The following is a 21,032-nucleotide window of genomic DNA, read 5'->3' on the forward strand; positions in this document are numbered from 1 at the left end:
CATGGAACTCGTCTTCATCATCATCGGATCGGTCCTCGTCGTGCTGGGCGCCCTCGTGTTCCTGGGTGCGGCGCTGGGCCTGATCCAGTTCTTCGACCCCTACTCGCGGATCTCTGCGACCGGTACCGCCGGCGGCGTCGGCATGATCCTCGTGGTCGTCGGCGCCGTGATGTTCATGCCCAGCGTCGCGAACCTCGTGAAGGTCGCGCTGATCGTGGCCTTGCAGCTGGGCACCGCGTCGGTGGCGACCATGGCCCTGGGACGTTCGGCCTACCTGACCGGGGTGCAGATGAACCCCGGCTACTTCGACGAGCTCGCCGAGGACACCCCCGGCCGCGATCGTGACGGCGACGGCGTGCCGGATGAGCCCTGCGTCCAGCCCGGACGGGACTGACCGGACGGGAGGCAACCGAGCCGGCCCCGGCGGCGTCCCGCGCCCGCGCGCTCAGCCGCGCGGCTGCAGGACCAGATTGGTGATGCGCGCGGTGGACAGACGCCGGCCGTCCTCGTCGGTCATGACGACCTCGTGGCTGACGAGCGTGCCGCCGAGCTTGAGCGCCGTCGCGGTGCCCGTCACCAGTCCCGAGCGCACGGCCGCGTGGTGGGTCGCGCCGATCTCGATCCCGACCACCTCACGACCGGGGCCGGCGTGCAGCTTCGCGGCGACCGAGCCGAGCGTCTCGGCCAGGACGAGGTGGGCGCCGCCGTGCAGCAGCCCGGCCGGCTGCTCGTTGCCAGCCACGGGCATCGTGGCCACGCAGCGCTGGGCGGTCAGCTCGGTGAAGCGGATGCCCATCTTGGCCGCGAGCGGGGAGACGCCGGCCCAGCCCAGCACGTCGTGCAGTTCGTCGGGGATGCCGCTGCGGCGCGCGAGCTCGAGGTGCTGCTCGGGCGTGAACTCGGGGGTGACGCCCGCGAGGTAGGGCAGGTTCTCCGGGCCGGTCTGCTGGCACATGGCCATTAGGCTGGCAGGCGACGTCGAGAGGAGCAACACCGCGATGAGCGAGACGACCGAGCACGACGGCGCCGACGCGCCGAAGCGACTGCTGGTGCTGGACGGACACTCGATGGCCTTCCGCGCCTTCTATGCCCTGCCGGCGGAGAACTTCACGACGGACACCGGGCAGCACACCAACGCGGTCTATGGCTTCACCTCCATGCTACTGAGCATGATTCGCACTCAGCGACCCACGCACGTGGCGGTCGCGTTCGACCTGTCCGGGCCGACGTTCCGCTCGCAGCGGTACCAGGAGTACAAGGCCGGACGCGCTGAGACGCCCGCGGAGTTCGCCGGACAGATCGAGCTGATCGGCACCGTGATGCAGGCCCTGAACATCCCCACGATCACCATGGAGGGGTACGAGGCGGATGACATCGTGGCGACCCTGGCCGCGCGAGCCGAAGAGGCGGGGTGGCAGGCCCGGATCGTCTCCGGCGACCGAGACGCGTTCCAGCTGATCAGCGACTCGACGCTCGTGCTGTATCCGAAGAAGGGCGTCTCGGACATTCCGCCGATGGACGCTGCCGCGGTCGAGGCGAAGTACGGCGTGCCCCCGCGGCTGTACCCGCACCTGGCGGCGCTCGTGGGCGAGCAGGCAGACAACCTTCCCGGCGTGCCCGGCGTCGGCCCCGGCTTCGCCGCCAAGTGGCTGCAGAAGTACGGGGATCTCGACGGAGTGATCGCCCACGCCGAGGAGATCACCGGCAAGAAGGGCGAAGCCCTGCGCGCCCACCTCGACGACGTGCGGCGCAACCGCGAACTCAACGCGTTGGTGCGGGACCTCGACCTGCCCGTCGACCTCGACGCCATGGCGCTGTCCATGCCGGACGCGGACACGGTGGCCGAGCTGTTCGACTCGTTGCAGTTCAACCGCATCCGCGAGCGGCTGTTCGAGACGTTCTCCGAGCGGCTCGGGGCCGAGGCTCCGCAGTCCGAGGTCGAGGCCGCGCCACAGGCCGCGGTGGCCGTCGAGCCGGCCGACGTCGAGGACTTCCTCGGGCGCCATGCCGGCCGCGTGCTGGGTGTGCACACGGTGCTCGAGGGGCCGGCGATGCTGCCCAAGCGGAAGGTGCCGGTTCCCGGCGACCACGGCACGCCGCTGGGCGTGGCGCTGGCCGTCGACGACGAGGCCCTCTATGTGCCTCTGGACGGCGAGCGGGCCGAGGCGCTGCAGGAGGCGGTCGCGGCGCTGCTGGCCGACGAGTCGCTCGAGAAGGTCGTGCACGATGTGAAGGCCCAGCTCAAGGCGTTGGTCTCGGCCGGCGTCCTCGCGCGTGCCGAGCAGGTGGCCGGGGTGATCGACGATGTCGCGCTCACGGCATATCTGATCCAGCCGGACCGCAACGATATCGAGCTGGCCAAGCTCACCGAGTCTGAGCTGCGCGCCCCGCTCGCGACGCCCGAAGACGCTCCGACCCCGAGCCAGGGCGAGTTCGACCTCGACGGGGCGGCCGAGGCCGAGCGACGTCAGGCCCGTGCCGCTCAGGTGGTCCGGGCCGCGTGGCTCGTCCAGCGCTTGCACACGCACCTGGCCCCCCGGCTGATCGACCACGGGGCGGCGCAGCTGCTCGGGCGCATCGAGATCCCCCTGGCCACGCTGCTGGCCACCATGGAGCTCACGGGCGTTGCGGTGGACCGCGAGCACCTGACCGGCCTGCGTGTGGACTTCGCCGAGGCGGCCGAGGCCGCGCAGGAGTCCGCGTGGGCCTCGGTGGCTGAGGCCACCGGCGGGATGAAGGTGAACCTGGGCTCGCCCAAGCAGCTGCAGACGGTGCTGTTCGAGTATCTGGACATGCCGCGCACCCGCAAGACCAAGACGGGGTACTCGACCGACGTGGAGTCGCTGCAGTCGCTGCTCGAGCAGACCCAGCATCCGTTCCTCGAGAACCTGATGGCGCATCGCGACGCGACGAAGCTGCGTCAGACCGTCGACGGGCTGCTTGAGACCGTCGCCGACGACGGCCGCATCCACACGACCTATTCGCAGACCGTGGCCGCCACGGGCCGGCTGTCCTCTCTGCACCCGAACCTGCAGAACATCCCCGTGCGCACCGCGGCGGGACGCAGGATCCGCGAGTCGTTCGTCGCCTCGCCGGGAACCGTGCTGCTCTCGGCGGACTACTCGCAGATCGAGATGCGGCTGATGGCGCATCTGTCCGAGGACGCGGGCCTCATCCAGGCGTTTCGCGACGGCGAGGACCTGCACGACGTCGTCGGCTCCCAGGTCTTCGGCGTCGCTCCTGAGGCGGTGAGCGCCGAGCAGCGCGCCAAAGTGAAGGCGATGAGCTACGGGTTGGCTTACGGGCTGAGCTCGTTCGGTCTGTCCAAGCAGCTCGGCATCGGGGTCGACGAGGCGCGGGAGCTGATGAAGGGCTACTTCGACCGCTTCGGCGGGGTGCGGGACTATCTGCGCGAGGTGGTCGCCCAGGCCCGCCGGGACGGTTACACCTCGACCATCGAGGGCCGTCGGCGCTACCTGCCGGACCTGAGCTCGGACAACCGCCAGCTGCGCGACATGGCCGAGCGTGCGGCGCTCAATGCGCCGATCCAGGGTTCGGCGGCCGACATCATCAAGCGGGCCATGCTCGACGTCGCCGCGGGCCTGGCCGAGACTGGGATGCGCTCGCGGCTGCTGCTGCAGGTCCACGACGAGCTGATCCTCGAGGTGCCCGAGGCGGAGCTCGAGGACGTGACGGCACTGCTGCGCGAGCGCATGGGGAGCGCGGCGGAGCTGACGGTGCCCCTGGACGTCCACGTCGGGATGGGAGGAACCTGGCATGACGCAGCACACTGATCGACACGACAGCGCCCACGCCGCGGTCCCGGTCGGGCCCGATGCGCGCCTGGCCGAGCACGGGCTCAGGCTGCAGGTCATCGAACCGATCGCGCGGCCGGAGTCCGGCGGTGACCCGGACTGGCGGGATCACCCGGCTCTGTCGCATCACGTGCGAGCGGCGGAGAAGGGCTTCTATGAGAAGGTGCCGACCGGTGCGGTCCTGGACCAGGTGCTCGGGTGCCACGCCGACGACGGTCGGCGCAGTCTCGGGGTCTACGAGGACGGGGACAATCCGGCCGACACCGAACCGGTGGGCACCTTCGTGGACTTCTCCTCGACCATGACCGCCTCGCCGGGACGGCAGGTGCCCGTCTGGCAGGTGACGAACGTGACCGTGTCCCCGGGGCACCGGCGGCGAGGCGTGCTGCGGGCCATGATGACGCGTTCCCTCGCCGACGCCGCCGCCTCGGGTCATCCCGTCGCCGCACTGACCGCGACGGAGGCCACGATCTATGGGCGCTTCGGCTTCGGCGTGGCCGCTCGGCGCAGCTGGATTCGCGTGGACACGCGGGGGAGGGTTGACCTGGCCGGACCCGCACCGAGCGGACGGGTGCGCCGCCAGGACCCCCGCGAGCTGGGGGAGACCTACCGCGAGCTGCAGGAGAGCGTGCGACGGCAGACTCCCGGCAGCACCTACCGCACGGCGGAGTGCCTCGTGCGCTGGCAGGACCGGGAGCGCTCGGAGAACGAGGGCAAGGGCACCGGTCTGCTCGCGGCCGTGCATCGCGACGAGCGAGGACAGGTGCGCGGGGCCGCGCTCTATCGGTTCGAGGGCTGGCAGACCGAGCCGACGACCATCACGGTCGAGGGGCTGGTCGCTCAGACCTCGGACGCGTGGCGCGGGCTCGTGGAGTACCTGATGAACCTGGACCTGATCGAGCGCGTCCAGCATCAGCGCCACCCCGACGACGGGCTGCTGGCCGCCACGCTCGCCGATCCGCGGCGGGTGCAGACCGTGCAGCACAGAGACGACCTCTACGTGCGCGTGCTCGACGTGGCTGCCGCGTTCGAGGGCCGTGACTATGCGCCGCGGGTGAACGACGCGCTCGTGCTCCACGTGCGTGACGGACTGGGTCATGCCGCGGGCATGTGGCGGCTGTCCGTCGACGGGGGTCGCGGGCGCGTCGATCGTCTTGATGCCGCGCAGGCCGATGTGAGTCTGGACGTGCGGGAGCTGGGTGCGCTGTGGCTCGGCGGCACGTCGGCGCGCACGCTGGCCCGAGCAGGCCTGCTGGATGACGCATCTGAGCAGACGACGGATCGACTCGACGCGATGCTCGCGCCCGCCCGGCCGGTTCACCTGCTCACCGGCTTCTGATACGCTGACCGAGCACTTTCGTGCGCTTTGACATCTGACCATCACAACCCATGCCGGGTCGACGGGCACCGATGTGCCCGCCAGAACGGCATGATCCCAATCTCAATCGGAGTCCCTCCTACATGACCACCACCTCCAACGCCCCGCAGGTCGCCATCAACGACATCGGCACCTCCGAGGAACTGCTCGCCGCGATCGACGAGACCATCAAGTACTTCAACGACGGTGACCTCGTCGAAGGCACCGTCGTCAAGGTCGACCGCGATGAGGTCCTTCTCGACATCGGCTACAAGACCGAGGGCGTCATCCCGTCCCGCGAGCTGTCCATCAAGCACGATGTGGACCCCGACGACGTGGTGGCCGCCGGCGACACCGTCGAGGCGCTCGTCCTCACCAAGGAGGACAAGGAGGGTCGTCTGATCCTCTCCAAGAAGCGCGCGCAGTACGAGCGCGCCTGGGGCGACATCGAGAAGATCAAGGACGAGGACGGCGTCGTCGAGGGCACCGTCATCGAGGTCGTCAAGGGCGGCCTCATCCTGGACATCGGGCTGCGCGGCTTCCTGCCCGCCTCGCTCGTGGAGATGCGTCGCGTCCGCGACCTGGCCCCGTACATCGGCCAGAAGCTCGAGGCCAAGATCATCGAGCTGGACAAGAACCGCAACAACGTTGTGCTGTCCCGCCGCGCGTGGCTCGAGCAGACCCAGTCCGAGGTCCGCTCGAACTTCCTGCACAAGCTCGAGAAGGGTCAGGTCCGTCAGGGCACCGTCTCCTCGATCGTCAACTTCGGCGCGTTCGTCGACCTGGGCGGCGTGGACGGTCTCGTGCACGTCTCGGAGCTGTCCTGGAAGCACATCGACCACCCCTCGGAGGTCGTCGAGGTCGGCAAGGAGGTCACCGTCGAGGTCCTCGAGGTGGACATGGACCGCGAGCGTGTGTCCCTGTCGCTGAAGGCGACCCAGGAGGACCCGTGGCAGCTGTTCGCGCGCACCCACGCGCTCGGCCAGGTCGTGCCCGGCAAGGTCACCAAGCTCGTTCCGTTCGGCGCGTTCGTCCGGGTCGAGGACGGTATCGAGGGCCTCGTGCACATCTCGGAGCTGGCCTCGCGCCACATCGACACCGCTGAGCAGGTCGTGTCCGTCAACGACGAGCTGTTCGTGAAGGTCATCGACATCGACCTGGAGCGCCGCCGCATCTCGCTGTCGCTCAAGCAGGCCAATGACGGCGTCGACCCGGACGGCACTGAGTTCGACCCGGCCCTGTACGGCATGGCCGCCGAATACGACGACGAGGGCAACTACAAGTACCCCGAGGGCTTCGACGTCGAGACCAACGAGTGGATGGAGGGCTACGAGGCCGAGCGTGCCGCCTGGGAGCAGCAGTACGCCGATGCCCAGGCCCGCTGGGAGGCGCACAAGGAGCAGGTGCGCCGCGCCATCGAGGAGGACGCCCAGTCGGCGGCCGCCTCGGAGGTGGGCACCGCTGCCGCGGCGTCGTCCTACGTCTCGGAGGCTCCGGCGTCCGATGGCGGCACCCTGGCCTCGGACGAGGCCCTGGCCGCCCTGCGCGAGAAGCTCACCGGCAACTGATCGTCTCGGTGAGCGGCGCTTGCGCGCCGACTCCACGCCGCCCCCGCCCGCCCCGGTCGCTCCGGGTGCCGGGCGGGGGCGTCGTCGTCCCACGTGTTCTGCGGGGCCGTCAGCGTCGCACGGACTCCGTGACGGTGAACGTGGCGTTGCGGGCAAGCTGGGTCGTGGGACCCACGACCCGCTCGAGCAACGCGCGGTGGCGCAGGTGGGAATTGACGACGCACCACAGCCGACCCGAGGGCACGAGCACCCGCGCGGCGTCTGCGATGAGACGGTCAGCGACGGCCGGATCCACCGCCGCCCCGTCGTGGAACGGGGGATTCAGCACGACCGCGAGCACACTGGCCTCGGGCAGTCCGGTGAGCGCGTCCGCCTGACGCACGCGGACGCGCTCCTCGAGGTTGTTGGCCGTCACGCTTGCCGCGCTCGAGGCGGCGGCGTCCGCCGACTGGTCGGTGGCGAGCACATGCGCCCGGGGCCACAGTCGCGCCGCCACGATGGCCAGCGTTCCGTTCCCGCTGCCCAGGTCCACGACGTCGGGGGCGCCCTCGGGCCGCTCATGCGGCACGTGCACCTGCAGGCCCGACTCGGTGCGCACCGGACGAGCACCGCTCTGCGGCAGCTCAGGGCGGCGCTGCGCCAGCGTCTCGGCGAGCAGTCGGCTCCCCGGGTCCAGCGCGGCGCCGCCGAAGGTCGCCCGCCCGCCGACCAGGGTGAGCTCACCGATGCCGGCGACCCGGTGGACGCGGCGCTGCGGCTCGGGCTCGTGCACCTCGGTTCGGGGCCGGAGGGCGGTGAGCACGCGCGACTTGGACCGGCCGCGCCCGGGCACGACGGTCTCGAAGCAGCGCAGCAGCACCTCGTTCATGGACGGGCTCATGTGCTTGTCCCGCCCCGCGCCGAGCACGAGGACGTCGTCGTCGGCGTGTCGGGCGATGCGGGCCGCGGTCAACCACAGTTCGTCCAGGGAGCGCGGCAGGGCCAGCACCACCTCGGTGGCCCCGGCGAGCATGTCTGCGTCCACGCCGCCGATGCGCAGCCGCCCCCAGCCGGCCGGCAGTGCGCCGTCGCTGTCTCGGAAGTGTTCGAGGTTGGCGCTGAGTGAGCGCACCGCCGAAGCGTCGTCCAGACCGACACGGACGTCGAGGCCGGCGGCGAGCAACGGCAGGCTCATTCCGCCGTGCCGATCGTGCAGGACGCTCACACGTCGCACGGGGCGTCCGGTGGCCGCCCAGCCGCACAGGGTGTCGACGGCGAGCACGTCCGCCGCGTCGTGGGCGCGACGCTCACGCGAGCCGGTGAGCGGCCAGCGGGAGAGCAGCTCGTGATCGAAACCGGTCGTCCAGTCCCGGGGCAGTCGCCCGAGCGCGACGTCCGGCGTGGTCAGGGGCGCGGGCCGGGTGTGGGATCCGCCCGTGGGGCGGGTCGAGGAGGAAGCGGTGTGGGGACGCATCCAACCATGCTACGAGGCCGCCAGGACCCCGAGCACGGCGGCGGCGTGGCGCCGGAGACGGTTCAGGGCTCGTCGCGCCAGAGGGCGTCGACGGGCTCGGGGACGGCCGCTCCGCCGGAGAGCGCGGCGACGTCGGCCGCCAGGGATGCGCGGCCGCCCTCCGTGTCGGGGGCGAGAACCTCGAGCACGGCGGCGGTGGGCTCGTACGCGGTGACGCCCAGGATGTGTCCGTGTGCGCGCAATGCGCTCTCCCAGCGGCCGGCCTGCGCATGCGGGGCCGGCAGCCGGTGCCGCCGCCACCGCACGCGCGGCACCGGCGTGAGCGTGTCCAACAGCGCGGTGACCGCGCCCGAGTAGGCCCGGGTCAGTCCGCCGGCACCGAGCTTGATCCCGCCGAAGTACCGCACCACCACCACACATGTGTCCGTCAGGTCTCGCCGTCCTGCGCACGCCTGATGCTGGGTCAGCGCCTCGAGCATGGGTGCCCCGGCCGTGCCGGCCGGCTCGCCATCGTCGTGTGACCGGGCGATCCGACGCTCCGGGCCGAGGGCGAAGGCGCTGCACACATGCCGCGCGTCGTGGAACCGGCGCCGCAGCGTCGCCACCATCGCGCGGGCCTGGCTCTCGTCGTCCACGCGGGCAGCCACAGCGATGAACCGGCTGCGGCGGATCTCGGTCTCGCGGACGGCCCAGGCGTGTTCGTGGCGGGCGGAGGCGGGCAGGACGCTGCAACGGTCGACGGAGGCGGCGGACATGACCCACACCCTAGGTCCCGTGGGCCACGGACCGCAGAGCACAGCGTGCACCGCTGCGCGCGGGGCGTGTGCGGACACGCCCCCGAGACGGTTTAGGCTTGTGTTCTGTGCCACGACGGTACGGACACGGCGTCGACCCTTTGGACCGGACGCGCCGAGTCTTCCCCGACCACTGAACGTCTTGAGCCATGACCTCATTGCTTACTCGCACCCATGACCGGCTCGGCCTGAGGACCTCGCCGAGCATCTTCTTCGTCTCGGCCGCCGCGATCGTGCTGTTCACCGTCGCCATGGGCCTCTTCCCGGGCCCCGTCCAGTCCTTCTTCGGGGCCATCTCCACGTGGCTGCGCTACGACGTCGGCTGGTTCTTCACCTTCGGATTGACCCTGCTCGTGGTGGTGTCGGTCGGTCTCGCCCTCAGCCGCTATGGCCGGGTGAAGCTCGGCGACGACGACGCTGAGCCGGAGTACTCCGGCCTGGCCTGGTTCGGCATGCTGTTCGCCGCCGGCGTCGGCGCCGTGCTGATGTTCTGGGGTATCGCCGAGCCGATCAACCACTACGCGGCCCCGCCGCTGGCCGGGACCCAGCCCTTCTCCGACCAGGCTGCAATGCAGGCGATCGACATCGCCAACTTCCACTTCGGCATCCACATGTGGGCGATCCTGGTCGTCCCCGGACTCTGCTTCGGCTACTTCACGTACAAGCGGAAGCTGCCGCCGCGCATGTCATCGGCCTTCCAGCCGCTGCTGGGCGACTGGATCCACGGGCCGATCGGCAAGACCATCGACGTGCTGGCGATCGTGGCCACTGTGTTCGGACTCGGCGTCTCGACCGGCCTGGGCGCCATGCAGATCAACTCCGGCATGAACTACGTCTTCGGCGTGCCCGTGGCCGGCTGGGTGCAGGCGGCCATCCTCGCGGTCATCACGGCCACCGCGCTCGTCTCCGTGCTCGCGGGCATGGACAGGGGCGTCAAGCGCCTGTCCTACGCGAACATCGTGTTCGCGATCGCCCTGCTGCTGTTCGTGCTGATGTTCTCGGCCGCATCGATGGACATCGTGCGCGGGATCGTGGAGTCCGCCGGCCGCTACGTGTCCGCACTGCCGATGCTCTCGACGTTCAACGACACCATGAAGGGCGGCCAGTGGTCGGGCGACTGGACGGTGTTCTACTGGGCCTGGACCGTGACCTGGTCGCCGTTCGTGGGCATGTTCATCGCGAAGATCTCCCGCGGACGCACCATCCGTGAGTTCGTGTTCGCCTCGCTCGGACTGCCCACGGCGTTCGTGATCATCTGGATGGGGATCTACGGCTTCGCGGCCTTCGACATGGACCGTGCCTCCGCGCCCGGGCCGGGCCAGGGCGGAGAGCTGACCCGAACCATCGTGGAGGAGAGCAACCCGCAGGCCGCCCTGTTCCAGTTCCTGCAGCACTTCCCGGCCTACCTGCCGGTGGCGATCCTCGCGACCGTCGTGATCGTCATTTTCTTCATCACGTCCATCGACTCGGGCGCGCTCGTGCTCGATGCGATGGCGAACGGTCATGAGGAGCTGTCCAAACGCCGTCAGCGCGTGTTCTGGGCCCTGGCCGTCGGCGCGGTCTGCGCCGCGATCATCCTGACCTCCGGCGACAACGGGCTGGCCGCGCTGCAGGAGGTCATCATCGTGATCGGAGCCCCGATGCTGCTGATGAGCGTGCTGCAGGCGCTGCTGCTCGTGCGAGCGCTGCGCGAGGACGCGGGCTCGGTCAAGCCGATCCGCACGCGCCAGTGGAAGAAGGTGCTGCCGGCCGAGGAGTATCACCGCCGCGCGCACGAGGACGGCCAGGACATGGACGAGTACGTCATCCGCCCCGAGTTCGAGGTCGGCACCGAGCCGGAGTACGACACCCACACGCCGAACACGTGGCACGCCCAGCGGGTGGCCGCGAGCCGGGCGGCGGTGACCGTGGGTCTGACCGGCGGCGTCGCCGCGGGCAAGTCGACCGTGGCGGACGTGTTCGAGCGCCACGGCGCGGTCGTCGTCGAGTTCGACGAGCTCATGCGTGAGGTTCTCGTGCCCGGGCACCCGGCCCTCGACGAGCTGCGGGAGGTCTTCTCTGACGAGATGGTCCACGCCGACGGCACCATCGACTGGCGTGCCCTCGACCGCCTGACGGCCGACTCGCCCGCGGCGCGCACCCGCCTGTACGAGGTTGTGACTCCGGCCGTGCGCGCGGCGGCCGACGCCGAGGCCAAGGCCGTCGGGGAGGACGCGGTCCTGGTCGTGGACCTCGCTCTGCTGACCGAGGCGGCCGCCGCACATGAGTTCGACCAGGTCGTGCGCGTCACCGCCCCCGACGAGGCCCGCGTGGCGCGGCTCATGCAGGAGCGCGGCCTCAGCCGCGAGCAGGCCTGGGCCGAGATCGACGCCGACGCGGCGGACCTCACCGACGCCAGCGCCGACTACGACCTGGTCAACGACGGCGAACCCGAGGACCTGGTGGCACGTGTGGACGAGTACTGGGCCCAGCATGTGGCCCCGGCGCTCGAGGCGGCCTCCGGCTCGAAGGAGAACGTGTGAGCGCGCCGGGCGCACAGAGCGGACAGAGCGCGGCGAGGACCGACGCGGCGCCGACTGCGCCGCGGCTGCACATCGGGCTCACCGGCGGCATCGCGGCGGGCAAGTCGACCGTCGCGAGGGTGTTCGAGGCTCGCGGGGCGATCATCGTCGACGCCGACCGGATCGCCCGGCAGGTCACCGCCGCCGGCACCGAGGGACTCGCCGCGATTCGCGAAGCCTTCGGGGACCGCGTGATCACCGCCGAGGGCGAGCTGGACCGCCCGGCGATGGCGGAGATCGTCTTCGGCGATCCGCGTCAGCGTGAACGGCTCGACGCGATCGTGCACCCGCGGGTGCGCGCGGCGGGCCTACGGGTCGTCGAGCAGGCCGGTCCCGAGGCCGTTGTGGTGCAGGACGTGCCGCTGCTGGTAGAGACCGGACAGGCCGATGCCTTCGATCTCGTGGTCGTCGTCGAGGCCCCGCACGCCGAGCGCGTGCGGCGCATGGTCGAGGAGCGGGACATGAGCGCCGAGGAGGCCCAGAGCCGCATCTCGGCGCAGGCCACCGACGCGCAGCGTCGGGCCGCCGCGGATGTGGTGATCGTCAACGACGCCAGCCGAGAGCGCTTGGTGCGCGCCGCGCATCGGGTGTGGGACCGCTTCGTGGCTGGGCGCGAGGACGGCCACGACGGTCGGGCCGACGCGTAGGCTGGAGCATATGAGCCTGGCCCGAGACATCCAACGCACCGTCGCGCCTTTCGAGGTGGTCTCGCCGTACCAGCCCTCCGGCGACCAGCCGACGGCCATCGCGCAGCTGGCCGAACGGGTCGAGGCGGGGGAGAAGGACGTCGTGCTCCTGGGCGCGACGGGCACCGGCAAGTCGGCGACGACGGCGTGGCTCGTCGAGCGGTTGCAGCGGCCCACGCTGATTCTGGTGCAGAACAAGACGCTCGCGGCGCAGCTGGCCAATGAGTTCCGGGAGCTGCTGCCCCACAACGCGGTCGAGTACTTCGTCTCCTACTACGACTACTACCAGCCCGAGGCCTATGTGCCGCAGACGGACACCTTCATCGAGAAGGACTCCTCGATCAACGAGGAGGTCGAGCGCCTGCGCCACTCGGCCACGAACGCCCTGCTGACCCGACGCGACGTCGTGGTCGTGGCGACGGTCTCCTGCATCTATGGCCTGGGCACGCCGGAGGAGTACATCGAGCAGATGGTGACGCTGCGCCGCGGGCAGGAGCTGGACCGCGACGAGCTGCTGCGCCAGTTCGTGCGGATGCAGTATGTGCGCAACGATCAGGACTTCCACCGCGGCACGTTCCGGGTGCGCGGGGACACCGTCGAGATCATCCCGATGTACGAAGAGCTCGCGGTGCGCGTCGAGTTCTTCGGCGACGAGATCGAGTCGATCCAGACGCTGCACCCGCTCACGGGCCATGTGGTGCGCGAGGAGGAGGAGATGTACATCTTCCCGGCCTCGCATTATGTCGCCGGCGACGAGCGCATGCGCCGGGCGATCACGACGATCGAGGACGAACTGCGCGAGCGGCTGCAGGAGCTGGAGTCGCAGGACAAGCTGTTGGAAGCACAGCGGCTGCGCATGCGCACCACCTACGACCTCGAGATGATGCAGCAGATGGGCTACTGCAACGGCATCGAGAACTACTCGCGGCACATCGACGGCCGGGCGGCCGGCTCGGCCCCGCACTGTCTGCTCGACTACTTCCCGGATGACTTCCTGCTCGTCGTCGACGAGTCCCACGTGACCATCCCGCAGATCGGCGCGATGTACGAGGGGGACATGTCCCGCAAGCGCACGCTCGTCGAGCACGGCTTCCGTCTGCCCAGCGCGACGGACAACCGGCCGCTGAAATGGGACGAGTTCCTCGAACGGATCGGCCAGACCGTCTACCTGTCGGCGACGCCCGGCGACTATGAGCTCTCGCAGGCCGACGGCTACGTCGAGCAGATCATCCGCCCCACGGGCCTGGTGGATCCGAAGGTCGTCGTCAAGCCGATCGAGGGGCAGATCGACGACCTGCTCGAACAGATCCGTGTCCGCACCGAGAAGGACGAACGCGTCCTGGTGACCACGCTGACCAAGCGCATGGCCGAGGACCTGACGGAGTACCTGCTCGAGCACGGTGTGAAGGTCGAGTACCTGCACTCCGATGTGGACACGCTGCGCCGTGTCGAGCTGCTGCGTGAGCTGCGCAAGGGCACCTTCGACGTCCTCGTGGGCATCAATCTGCTCCGTGAGGGTCTCGACCTGCCGGAGGTCTCGCTCGTCTCGATCCTTGACGCGGACAAGGAGGGATTCCTGCGCTCCACGACGTCGCTGATCCAGACGATCGGCCGCGCCGCACGAAACGTCTCCGGCGAGGTGCACATGTACGCGGACAATGTCACCGACTCGATGCGCCGGGCCATCGACGAGACCGAGCGTCGCCGGGCCGTGCAGATCCGGTACAACCAGGAGCACGGCATCGACCCGACGCCGCTGCGCAAGAAGATCGCTGACATCACCGACCAGCTGGCGCGCGAGGACGCGGACACCGCGGACTTCCTCTCGGGCATGGGCGGGGTGAAGTCCGGCTTCGATTTCGGCATGGGCCGACGCGGCATCACCTCCGCGCGTGCTGACGCCCCACAGTCGGGGCAGGACGCCGCCGGGGACGCCGCACCCGCCGTTGACGCCGCGAACATCCCCGCGAAGGATCTCGAGGACCTCATCGCGCAGATGTCCGCGCAGATGCACCAGGCGGCGACCGAGCTGCAGTTCGAGTTGGCGGCAAGGCTGCGTGACGAGGTCGCCGAGCTCAAGAAGGAGCTGCGTCAGATGAAGCGGGAGGCCTGAGCGGGGTCTGCATCGCCGTGGCACCGCAAAACACGTGATAACGCCGGAATATAAGTGATATTCTGATGACTATGACGACGTCGAACCAGGTCGTGGCCGTGATTGCGGACATTGTCGGCTCGCGCACGCTCGGTGACCGCGACGCGGCCCAGCGTGCCGTCCCCGAGGCGTTCGCGAGGGCGGACCGACTGGCGGGGGTGAGTCCCGTGCGGGCCGGATGGCCGACCGTCGGGGACGAGTTCCAGGCCGTGTACCGCACCTGGCAGGACGCGGTGCGGGTCACCCTCCGTCTGCCCGCGGTGCTGCCCGAGCAGGTGCGCCTGCGCCTGGGCCTGGGCCTGGGTGAGCACCGGGTCATGGAGGACGACGCCGCCGGGCATCGCATCGAGGACGGCACCGCCTGGTATCGCGCACGGGAGGCGATCGAGACGGCCGAGGCGCGCGGGGCCCACGGCGCGACGGCGTTTCTGGCCGAGGACGCGGACCTCACCGCCGCCGTCGACGGTCTGGTGCTGCTGCAAGACCATGTGCTGGGCCGGCTCAAGGCACGGGAGCTGCGTCTGCTGCGCGCTCTGCTGGATGGCGCGACCCAGGCGGAGGCGGCGCGCGCGGAGAAGATCAGCCAGTCCGCCGTCTCACAGGCCATGTCCCGGTCCGGCGCGACTCGACTGATCGACCTGGATGCCGCCCTGGCCTCCTCGTCGGGAGCGGACGGCACGGCATGACCGCCGTCGTCCTGCTGGCACTCGGCGCCCATGACCTGTGCGCCGCGCTGCTGCCCGAGCCCCTCGAGGACGGGCGGCGACGCACCCTCGGCTGCCTCACCGGCCTGACGGCCGCCGGGTTGCTCGCCCTCGCCGTGTTCCTGGCCTCCGGTGCCGCGGCGACGACGCTGGCGGCGGGTCTGCTCGCGCTCGGCCTGCTGCTGATCTGGGTCTATGGCGGAGCCGACCGGCCTTTGGTGAGCGTCGGCGTGATCGCGGCGGTCGGGCTGCTCGCCGTGGGGGAGGCCACCGGCTTCCTGCCTGGCCGCGAGGTCTGGCCGGCGCCCGTCGTGATGCTCGCGGCGGGACTGGCCCTGATCGAGACCTCCAATCGCATCACGCGGGACGTCCTCGCCCTGGCCGGCCGTCCCGAGGCAAGCTTCGAGGTGCACCGAGACGGGTGCCAGGAGGCGGACCGTCGCGCTCCGGGCCCGCGGAGGACGAGGAGCAGCGCCGCCTCGAGCGGCGGGGGATCGCCCACCGCGGCGGCGCAGCCGGAGCTGGCCCAGGCCGAGGCCGAGGTGTGGCGGGATGCGCGGCGGCATGCGACGGCCGACCCGGGCGCTGCCGCGCGCACCCGGCTTCGCGGCGGACGGTACATTGGACCGATGGAGCGGGTGCTCATGGCCGCCCTCGGGCTGGCCGGCGCCTTCCATGTCATCGGCGCGGTCATGGCGGCCAAGGGCATCGTGCGTTTCCCGGAGATCTCCCGGGGAGGTGGTGACGGGCATCAGGCCGAGGAATTCCTCGTCGGTTCCCTCACCAGCTGGCTGCTCGCGGCCGCCGCGGCCTTCCTCGCGCACGCCGCCCTGCACCCGACGTGAGCTGCCGCACGCCGAGCGTCGCGCATCGGCGCCATGCAGACACCCAGAGCCAGCCAGGAAGGACCGAGATGGACGCGACGACCCAGCTCACCGACCGCAGCACCGCCACGCAGGTGCGGGCCGCCTTCCGCGCCGGCCACGTGCGCCCGTCCTCCGGCCTGGTCCCGGGGCGCACGCAGGCCAACCTGGTCGTGCTGCCGAAGGACTGGGCCTTCGACATGCTCCTGCTCGCCCAGCGCAATCCGGCTCCGATGCCGCTGCTCGACGTCACCGATCCCGGGGTGGTCACCACCGAGTGGGCGCCCGGGGCAGATCTGCGCACGGACCTGCCGATGTATCGGATCTGGCGTGAGGGCCGACTCGTCGAGGAGGTCTGCGATGCCAGCGGGCACTGGAGCGACGACGCCGTCGCGTTTCTGATCGGCTGCAGCTTCGGCTTCGAGGCGGCCCTGCAGGCGGCCGGTGTGCCCGTGCGCAACCTCGACCAGGGGCGCAACGTCGCGATGTACCGGACCGACCGTCCGCTGCGCGCCGCCGGCCGGATGCACGGCGACCTCGTCGTGTCCATGCGTCCGGTGCCGCCCGAGCTCGTCGCTCGCGCCACCACCGTCTCGGCCGCGGTGCCCTTCGCCCACGGCGCACCCGTGCACGTGGGCGATCCCGCGCGGCTGGGCATCGCCGACCTGGCCCGGCCCGACTACGGGGACCCGACCGTGCTCGAGGACGGCGACGTGCCCGTGTTCTGGCCGTGCGGCGTCACACCGCAGCGGGCCCTCGAGGAGTCGCGACCCCCGTGGGCGATCACGCACGCGCCCGGACACATGTTCGTCACGGACATGCCCGATGGGCGGTCGCCGCAGGACTGAGCATGACCTCGCCGCGCCGTGCTCGAGGCCGCAGCGTATAAACTACTCCGCGACGTAGGGGAGTATCCCGAACACTGTGGACGTCAGCACGCCGGAGCCGGCGCGGAGCATTCCCGCCCGCGCGAACCGGCCGGACACAGCGGCCTGAGCCCGAGCGCATGCGCGGGCAGGCGGAGAGACTTGCGCTCACGTATCCCGACCCCTGCCGAAAGGATCCCCCGTGGAGATCAACGGTCTCACGTGGACTATCACCATCGCGGTGATCGTGGGCTTGCTCGCCTTCGACTACTTCGCTCACGTGCGCAAGGCGCACACCCCCACCATCAAGGAAGCCGCCATCTGGTCGACCGTGTACGTCGGCCTCGCCCTGGCCTTCGGCCTGGTGTTCTTCGCGTTCGGCGACACCCAGCACGCCGTCGAGTACTACACCGGCTACATCCTCGAGAAGGCGCTCAGCGTCGACAACCTGTTCGTCTTCTTGATCATCATGGCCAGCTTCAGGGTGCCGCGCGAGTACCAGCAGAAGGTTCTGCTGTTCGGCATCACCTTCGCCCTGATCTCGCGCACCGCGTTCATCCTGCTGGGTTCCGCGATCATCGAGATGTGGTCCGACGTGTTCTACCTCTTCGGCATCTTCCTGCTGCTGGTGGCGGGCAATCAGCTCAAGGGAGAACTCGCCGGCGATGACGCCGAGGACGAGGCCGACAACGTCATGGTCCGTCTGGCGAAGAAGCTGCTGCCTGCCTCGGATCAGTACCACGGCGACAAGCTGTTCAGCATCGAGAACGGCAAGAAGGTGATGACTCCGATGCTGCTGGTCATGGTGGCCATCGGCGCGACGGACATCCTCTTCGCCTTCGACTCGATCCCGGCGATTTTCGGTGTGACGCAGGAGGCGTACATCGTCTTCACGGCCACGGCGTTCTCGCTGATGGGTCTGCGCCAGCTGTACTTCCTGATCGACGGCCTGCTGGATCGCCTGGTCTACCTCTCCTACGGTCTGTCCGCGATCCTCGGTTTCATCGGCGTGAAACTGATCCTGCACGCCCTGCACGAGAACAACCTGCCGTTCGTCAACGGCGGTGAGAACGTGCCGGTGCAGGAGATCCCGACGCTCGTGTCCCTGATGGTCGTCGTGGGCATTCTGATCATCACGGTCGTGGTGTCGCTGAAGTCCTCGAAGGGGCAGGCCCTGATCGCTCTGCAGAACGCCGAGAAGTTCGCCTACCGATACCAGCAGCTTCCGGAGGACTGCCCGGCCGACGAGCGCGCCGCGGCCGCCCGCCGGATGGACGAGTGGACCGAGAAGGCCGACGGCCTGAGCCAGAAGTGGCGCGACCAGCTGCTCGACCACAAGGACCGCTACTCGTCGATTATCCGCACGGCGCATGAGACGCGTCTGTCCGACTCGGACGTCGACGACTCCGAGACGAGCCGTCGGATCGTCGAGCAGGCCGGTCCGCGGACCTGACCCGGACGATGATGCATGCGGCCCCGCCCCTCGAGCAGTCGAGGGGCGGGGCCGCGTCGTGTTCGCCGGCGTCGGTCAGCCAGCGGTGCAACCCGGCTCGGGCGGACCCACGGAGACCACCCGGAGCACCGGGTGGCCGGCCTCATCGGAGGCGTCGAGGTCGACGACGGCGTTGATGCCGTGGTCCAGGTCCCCGTCACGGTCGACGAGAACTTGGCGCACGGCCCACCAGCGGTCGCCGACCAGGTCGACGGGGGCGTCGCCGGCGGGTGTGCGGGACAGCAGGAAGTACTGAGGTCCGCGTGCCTCAGGTCCGTCGTCGATGTCGTCGTGATCGTCGAAGAAGGCGTCGAGGGCGTCGGCCCAGTCATCGGCGTTCAGCTCTCCCGAGAGCTCGGCCAGCTCGGCGTCCTGCTCGTCACCGAACAGGCGCACTCGCTGGAACATCGCATTGCGCACCATGACCGTGAACACGCGCTCGTTGTCGGTCAGGCACGGCGGAGCGGGCGGGGCGATCGCCTCGTGATCGCGGCGCATCTCGTCGATGTCGCCGGCGACGAGGTCCTCCCACTCCTCGAGCAGCGACGAGTCGGTCTGCTTCACCATCTCGTCGAGCCAGTCGAGGATCACCTGAAGCTCGTCGGTGCGCTGCTCCTGCGGCACGGTGCTGCGCAGGGCCTTGACGGCATCGGTCAGGTAGCGCAGCAGCACCCCTTCGGACCGGGAGAGACCGTAGAACTGCACGTAGTCCCCGAAGCCCATGGCTCGTTCGAACATGTCCCGCACCACGGACTTGGGAGTCAGTTCGAACTCGTTGAGCCACGGCGCCTCGGAGCGGTAGACCTCGAACTGCTGCTCGAGCAGTTCGGCCAGCGGCATCGGGTGCGTGACCTCATCGAGGGCGCGCATCCGTTCGGTGTAGTCCAGGCCCTCGGCCTTCATGGCGGCGACCGCCTCGGTCTTGGCGCGTTTGATCTGCCCGGCAAGCACCTGGCGCGGCGGGTCGAGCGTCGCCTCGATGACCGAGACGACGTTGAGGCCGTGGTCCGGGTCCGCCGGGTCCAGCAGCTCGAGGGCGGCGAGCGCGAACGGGGACAGCGGCTGGTTCAGCGCGAAGTCGGGCTGCAGGTCGACGGTCAGGTCGACGGTGCGGCCTTGCTCGTCCGGCTCGGGCAGCACCTCGACGACGCCCGTGGCCAGCAGCTCTCGGAAGATTCCCAGGGCGCGGCGCATCAGGATGGCCTGTCGGGCCGGGGTCTCGTGAGCGGCACGCAGCAGGCGTCGCACCGCGACGACGGGATCGCCGGGACGCTCGAGGATGTTCAGCAGCATCGAATGGGTGATGTTCATGCGGCTGACCATCGGTTCGGGCTCGGCGGCGATCAGCTTCTCGAACGTCGCAGGCCCCCAGGACACGAACCCCTGCGGCGGGGTCTTCTTCTTCGCGCCCTTGGCGGACTGCTTGATCCGCTTCGCTCGTTCGGCTTCGTCCTTGACGTTCGCGAACTTCGCGGCGGCCTTGCGCTCGGCGGCCTTGTTCTCGATGACGTGCTCGGGGGCCTGCACGACGACGTACCCCTGTGTGTCGTAGCCGGCGCGGCCGGCGCGGCCGGCGATCTGGTGGAACTCCCGTGCCTGCAGGATGCGGGTCTTCTCCCCGTCGAACTTGGACAGCGCGGTGATCAGCACGGTGCGGATCGGCACGTTGATGCCGACGCCGAGGGTGTCCGTGCCGCAGATGACCTTGAGCAGGCCCTCCTGCGCCAGCTTCTCCACCAGACGCCGATACTTGGGCAGCATGCCCGCGTGGTGGACGCCGATGCCGGCGCGCACGAGCCGGTTGAGCGTCGTGCCGAAGCCCGCTGAGAAGGAGAAGCCGGCGATCCGCTCGGCGATCGCCTCCTTCTCCGACTTCGTCGCGACGTTCACCGACACCAGTGACTGGGCCCGCTCGACGGCGTCGAGCTGTGAGAAGTGCACGACATACACGGGCGCCTGGTGCGTCGTGACCAGCTCCTCCACTTTCTCTTGGACCGACACCTCGGAGTACTCGAAACTCAGGGGGATGGGCCGTTCGGCGTGAGCGACGACGGCCGTGTTCCGACCGGTGCGACGGCTCAGGTCCTCCTCGAAGCGGGTCGTGTCTCCCAGCGTGGCGGACATCAGGAGGAACTGGGCCTGCGGCAGCTCGAGCAGCGGCAGCTGCCACGCCCAGCCACGTGAGGGGTCCGCGTAGTAGTGGAACTCGTCCATCACGACCGGGCCGATGTCCATGCCAGAGCCCTCGCGCAGCGCACGGTTGGCGAGGATCTCGGCGGTGCAGCAGATGATCGGCGCGTCCGGGTTCACGGAGGAGTCGCCCGTGACCATGCCGACGTTCTCGGCACCGAACACATCGACGAGCGAGAAGAACTTCTCCGAGACCAGCGCCTTGATCGGCGCCGTGTAGTAGGACACCTCGCCGCGGGCCAGAGCGTGAGCGTGCGCGCCGAGGGCGACCAGTGACTTGCCTGAGCCCGTGGGGGTCGCCAAGATCACGTTCGACCCCTGGACGACCTCCATCACGGCTTCTTCTTGTGCCGGATAGAGCGTGATGCCGCGCGAGGCGGTCCAGCTCTCGAAGGCGTCGTAGACGGTGTCCGGGCTCGGATCCTCGGGCAGCCGGGACAGACTCTCGGCCAGAGGCGTCACGGGCTGAGCGGCGGGGGAGATGTCGGGAGAAGTCATCGAGGCAGAGCCTATCGGCCCGACGCGGCCTAC

15 protein-coding genes are annotated in these 21,032 nt (G+C 69.9%); 11 read left to right on the top strand and 4 right to left on the bottom strand.

What is annotated here, in order from left to right; genetic code table 11:
* Position 1 precedes the first annotated feature (1 nt).
* Positions 2-394 (top strand): cation:proton antiporter, encoded by a 393-nt coding sequence (locus tag HDA30_RS03555; RefSeq protein ID WP_158495851.1) that lies wholly within the window; start codon positions 2-4, stop codon positions 392-394.
* Positions 395-445: 51 nt separating this feature from the next.
* Here HDA30_RS03555 and HDA30_RS03560 read toward each other — a convergent pair whose 3' ends face one another.
* Complete coding sequence (locus tag HDA30_RS03560; RefSeq protein WP_246418692.1) at positions 446-955, bottom strand: PaaI family thioesterase; 510 nt, start codon at positions 953-955, stop codon at positions 446-448.
* A gap of 43 nt (positions 956-998) precedes the next feature.
* Here HDA30_RS03560 and polA point away from each other — a divergent pair, with 43 nt between their 5' ends.
* From polA to rpsA, 3 genes are all read left to right on the top strand, one after another.
* Entirely contained in the window at positions 999-3,794 is a 2,796-nt protein-coding gene (gene polA / locus HDA30_RS03565; RefSeq protein WP_246418693.1) for a DNA polymerase I, read from the top strand.
* Positions 3,778-5,154 carry a GNAT family N-acetyltransferase gene (locus HDA30_RS03570; RefSeq protein ID WP_184241118.1) on the top strand — a complete coding sequence of 459 codons (1,377 nt, stop codon included), beginning with the start codon at positions 3,778-3,780 and terminating at the stop codon, positions 5,152-5,154. Before polA ends, HDA30_RS03570 begins: the two co-directional genes overlap by 17 nt.
* Positions 5,155-5,276: 122 nt before the next feature.
* Positions 5,277-6,740, top strand: coding sequence for a 30S ribosomal protein S1 (rpsA, locus tag HDA30_RS03575; protein ID WP_158495855.1), 1,464 nt, complete (start codon positions 5,277-5,279; stop codon positions 6,738-6,740).
* 109 nt (positions 6,741-6,849) lie between these two features.
* On the opposite strand, the gene HDA30_RS03580 is transcribed toward rpsA, so the two are convergent.
* Together HDA30_RS03580 and HDA30_RS03585 are read right to left on the bottom strand one after the other, a co-directional pair.
* On the bottom strand, positions 6,850-8,193 hold the full coding sequence (locus HDA30_RS03580; protein ID WP_184241119.1) for a class I SAM-dependent methyltransferase: 1,344 nt from the start codon (positions 8,191-8,193) through the stop codon (positions 6,850-6,852).
* Between the two features lie 62 nt (positions 8,194-8,255).
* The gene (locus tag HDA30_RS03585) at positions 8,256-8,948 is read right to left on the bottom strand and encodes an IMPACT family protein (protein ID WP_158495857.1); all 693 of its coding nucleotides are present in this window, start codon (positions 8,946-8,948) and stop codon (positions 8,256-8,258) included.
* 188 nt (positions 8,949-9,136) lie between these two features.
* Between HDA30_RS03585 and coaE (HDA30_RS03590) the strand changes: the two genes are divergently transcribed.
* From coaE (HDA30_RS03590) to HDA30_RS03620, 7 genes are all read left to right on the top strand, one after another.
* Positions 9,137-11,509, top strand: coding sequence for a dephospho-CoA kinase (gene coaE / locus HDA30_RS03590; protein WP_184241120.1), 2,373 nt, complete (start codon positions 9,137-9,139; stop codon positions 11,507-11,509).
* On the top strand, positions 11,506-12,195 hold the full coding sequence (coaE, locus tag HDA30_RS03595) for a dephospho-CoA kinase (RefSeq protein WP_184241121.1): 690 nt from the start codon (positions 11,506-11,508) through the stop codon (positions 12,193-12,195). The genes coaE (HDA30_RS03590) and coaE (HDA30_RS03595) overlap by 4 nt, the downstream gene beginning before the upstream one ends.
* A gap of 10 nt (positions 12,196-12,205) precedes the next feature.
* Positions 12,206-14,347 (top strand): excinuclease ABC subunit UvrB, encoded by a 2,142-nt coding sequence (gene uvrB, locus HDA30_RS03600; protein WP_184241122.1) that lies wholly within the window; start codon positions 12,206-12,208, stop codon positions 14,345-14,347.
* Between the two features lie 71 nt (positions 14,348-14,418).
* Positions 14,419-15,072, top strand: a complete 654-nt coding sequence (locus tag HDA30_RS03605; RefSeq protein WP_184241123.1) for a SatD family protein — start codon at positions 14,419-14,421, stop codon at positions 15,070-15,072.
* Positions 15,069-15,935: a hypothetical protein gene (locus HDA30_RS03610; protein WP_184241124.1), complete on the top strand. Its 867-nt coding sequence runs from the start codon at positions 15,069-15,071 to the stop codon at positions 15,933-15,935. Before HDA30_RS03605 ends, HDA30_RS03610 begins: the two co-directional genes overlap by 4 nt.
* Before the next feature lie 68 nt (positions 15,936-16,003).
* A complete protein-coding gene (locus tag HDA30_RS03615) occupies positions 16,004-16,801 on the top strand; it encodes a putative hydro-lyase (RefSeq protein WP_184241125.1) in 798 nt (265 codons plus the stop codon).
* 220 nt (positions 16,802-17,021) lie between these two features.
* Complete coding sequence (locus HDA30_RS03620; RefSeq protein WP_158495864.1) at positions 17,022-18,272, top strand: TerC family protein; 1,251 nt, start codon at positions 17,022-17,024, stop codon at positions 18,270-18,272.
* A 75-nt stretch (positions 18,273-18,347) separates the two neighbouring features.
* Here HDA30_RS03620 and HDA30_RS03625 read toward each other — a convergent pair whose 3' ends face one another.
* Entirely contained in the window at positions 18,348-20,999 is a 2,652-nt protein-coding gene (locus HDA30_RS03625) for a DEAD/DEAH box helicase (RefSeq protein WP_184241126.1), read from the bottom strand.
* Positions 21,000-21,032: the final 33 nt, after the last annotated feature.

Origin of the sequence: Micrococcus cohnii (assembly GCF_014205175.1) — a bacterium.
Classification (GTDB): domain Bacteria; phylum Actinomycetota; class Actinomycetes; order Actinomycetales; family Micrococcaceae; genus Micrococcus; species Micrococcus cohnii.

Bases quoted from the DNA above. Each gene is read 5' to 3' on its own strand.
- HDA30_RS03555 (WP_158495851.1), top strand. From the start codon at position 2: ATGGAACTCGTCTTCATCATCATCGGATCGGTCCTCGTCGTGCTGGGC.
- HDA30_RS03560 (WP_246418692.1), bottom strand. From the start codon at position 955: ATGTGCCAGCAGACCGGCCCGGAGAACCTGCCCTACCTCGCGGGCGTC.
- polA (WP_246418693.1), top strand. From the start codon at position 999: ATGAGCGAGACGACCGAGCACGACGGCGCCGACGCGCCGAAGCGACTG.
- HDA30_RS03570 (WP_184241118.1), top strand. From the start codon at position 3,778: ATGACGCAGCACACTGATCGACACGACAGCGCCCACGCCGCGGTCCCG.
- rpsA (WP_158495855.1), top strand. From the start codon at position 5,277: ATGACCACCACCTCCAACGCCCCGCAGGTCGCCATCAACGACATCGGC.
- HDA30_RS03580 (WP_184241119.1), bottom strand. From the start codon at position 8,193: ATGCGTCCCCACACCGCTTCCTCCTCGACCCGCCCCACGGGCGGATCC.
- HDA30_RS03585 (WP_158495857.1), bottom strand. From the start codon at position 8,948: ATGTCCGCCGCCTCCGTCGACCGTTGCAGCGTCCTGCCCGCCTCCGCC.
- coaE (WP_184241120.1), top strand. From the start codon at position 9,137: ATGACCTCATTGCTTACTCGCACCCATGACCGGCTCGGCCTGAGGACC.
- uvrB (WP_184241122.1), top strand. From the start codon at position 12,206: ATGAGCCTGGCCCGAGACATCCAACGCACCGTCGCGCCTTTCGAGGTG.
- HDA30_RS03605 (WP_184241123.1), top strand. From the start codon at position 14,419: ATGACGACGTCGAACCAGGTCGTGGCCGTGATTGCGGACATTGTCGGC.
- HDA30_RS03610 (WP_184241124.1), top strand. From the start codon at position 15,069: ATGACCGCCGTCGTCCTGCTGGCACTCGGCGCCCATGACCTGTGCGCC.
- HDA30_RS03615 (WP_184241125.1), top strand. From the start codon at position 16,004: ATGGACGCGACGACCCAGCTCACCGACCGCAGCACCGCCACGCAGGTG.
- HDA30_RS03625 (WP_184241126.1), bottom strand. From the start codon at position 20,999: ATGACTTCTCCCGACATCTCCCCCGCCGCTCAGCCCGTGACGCCTCTG.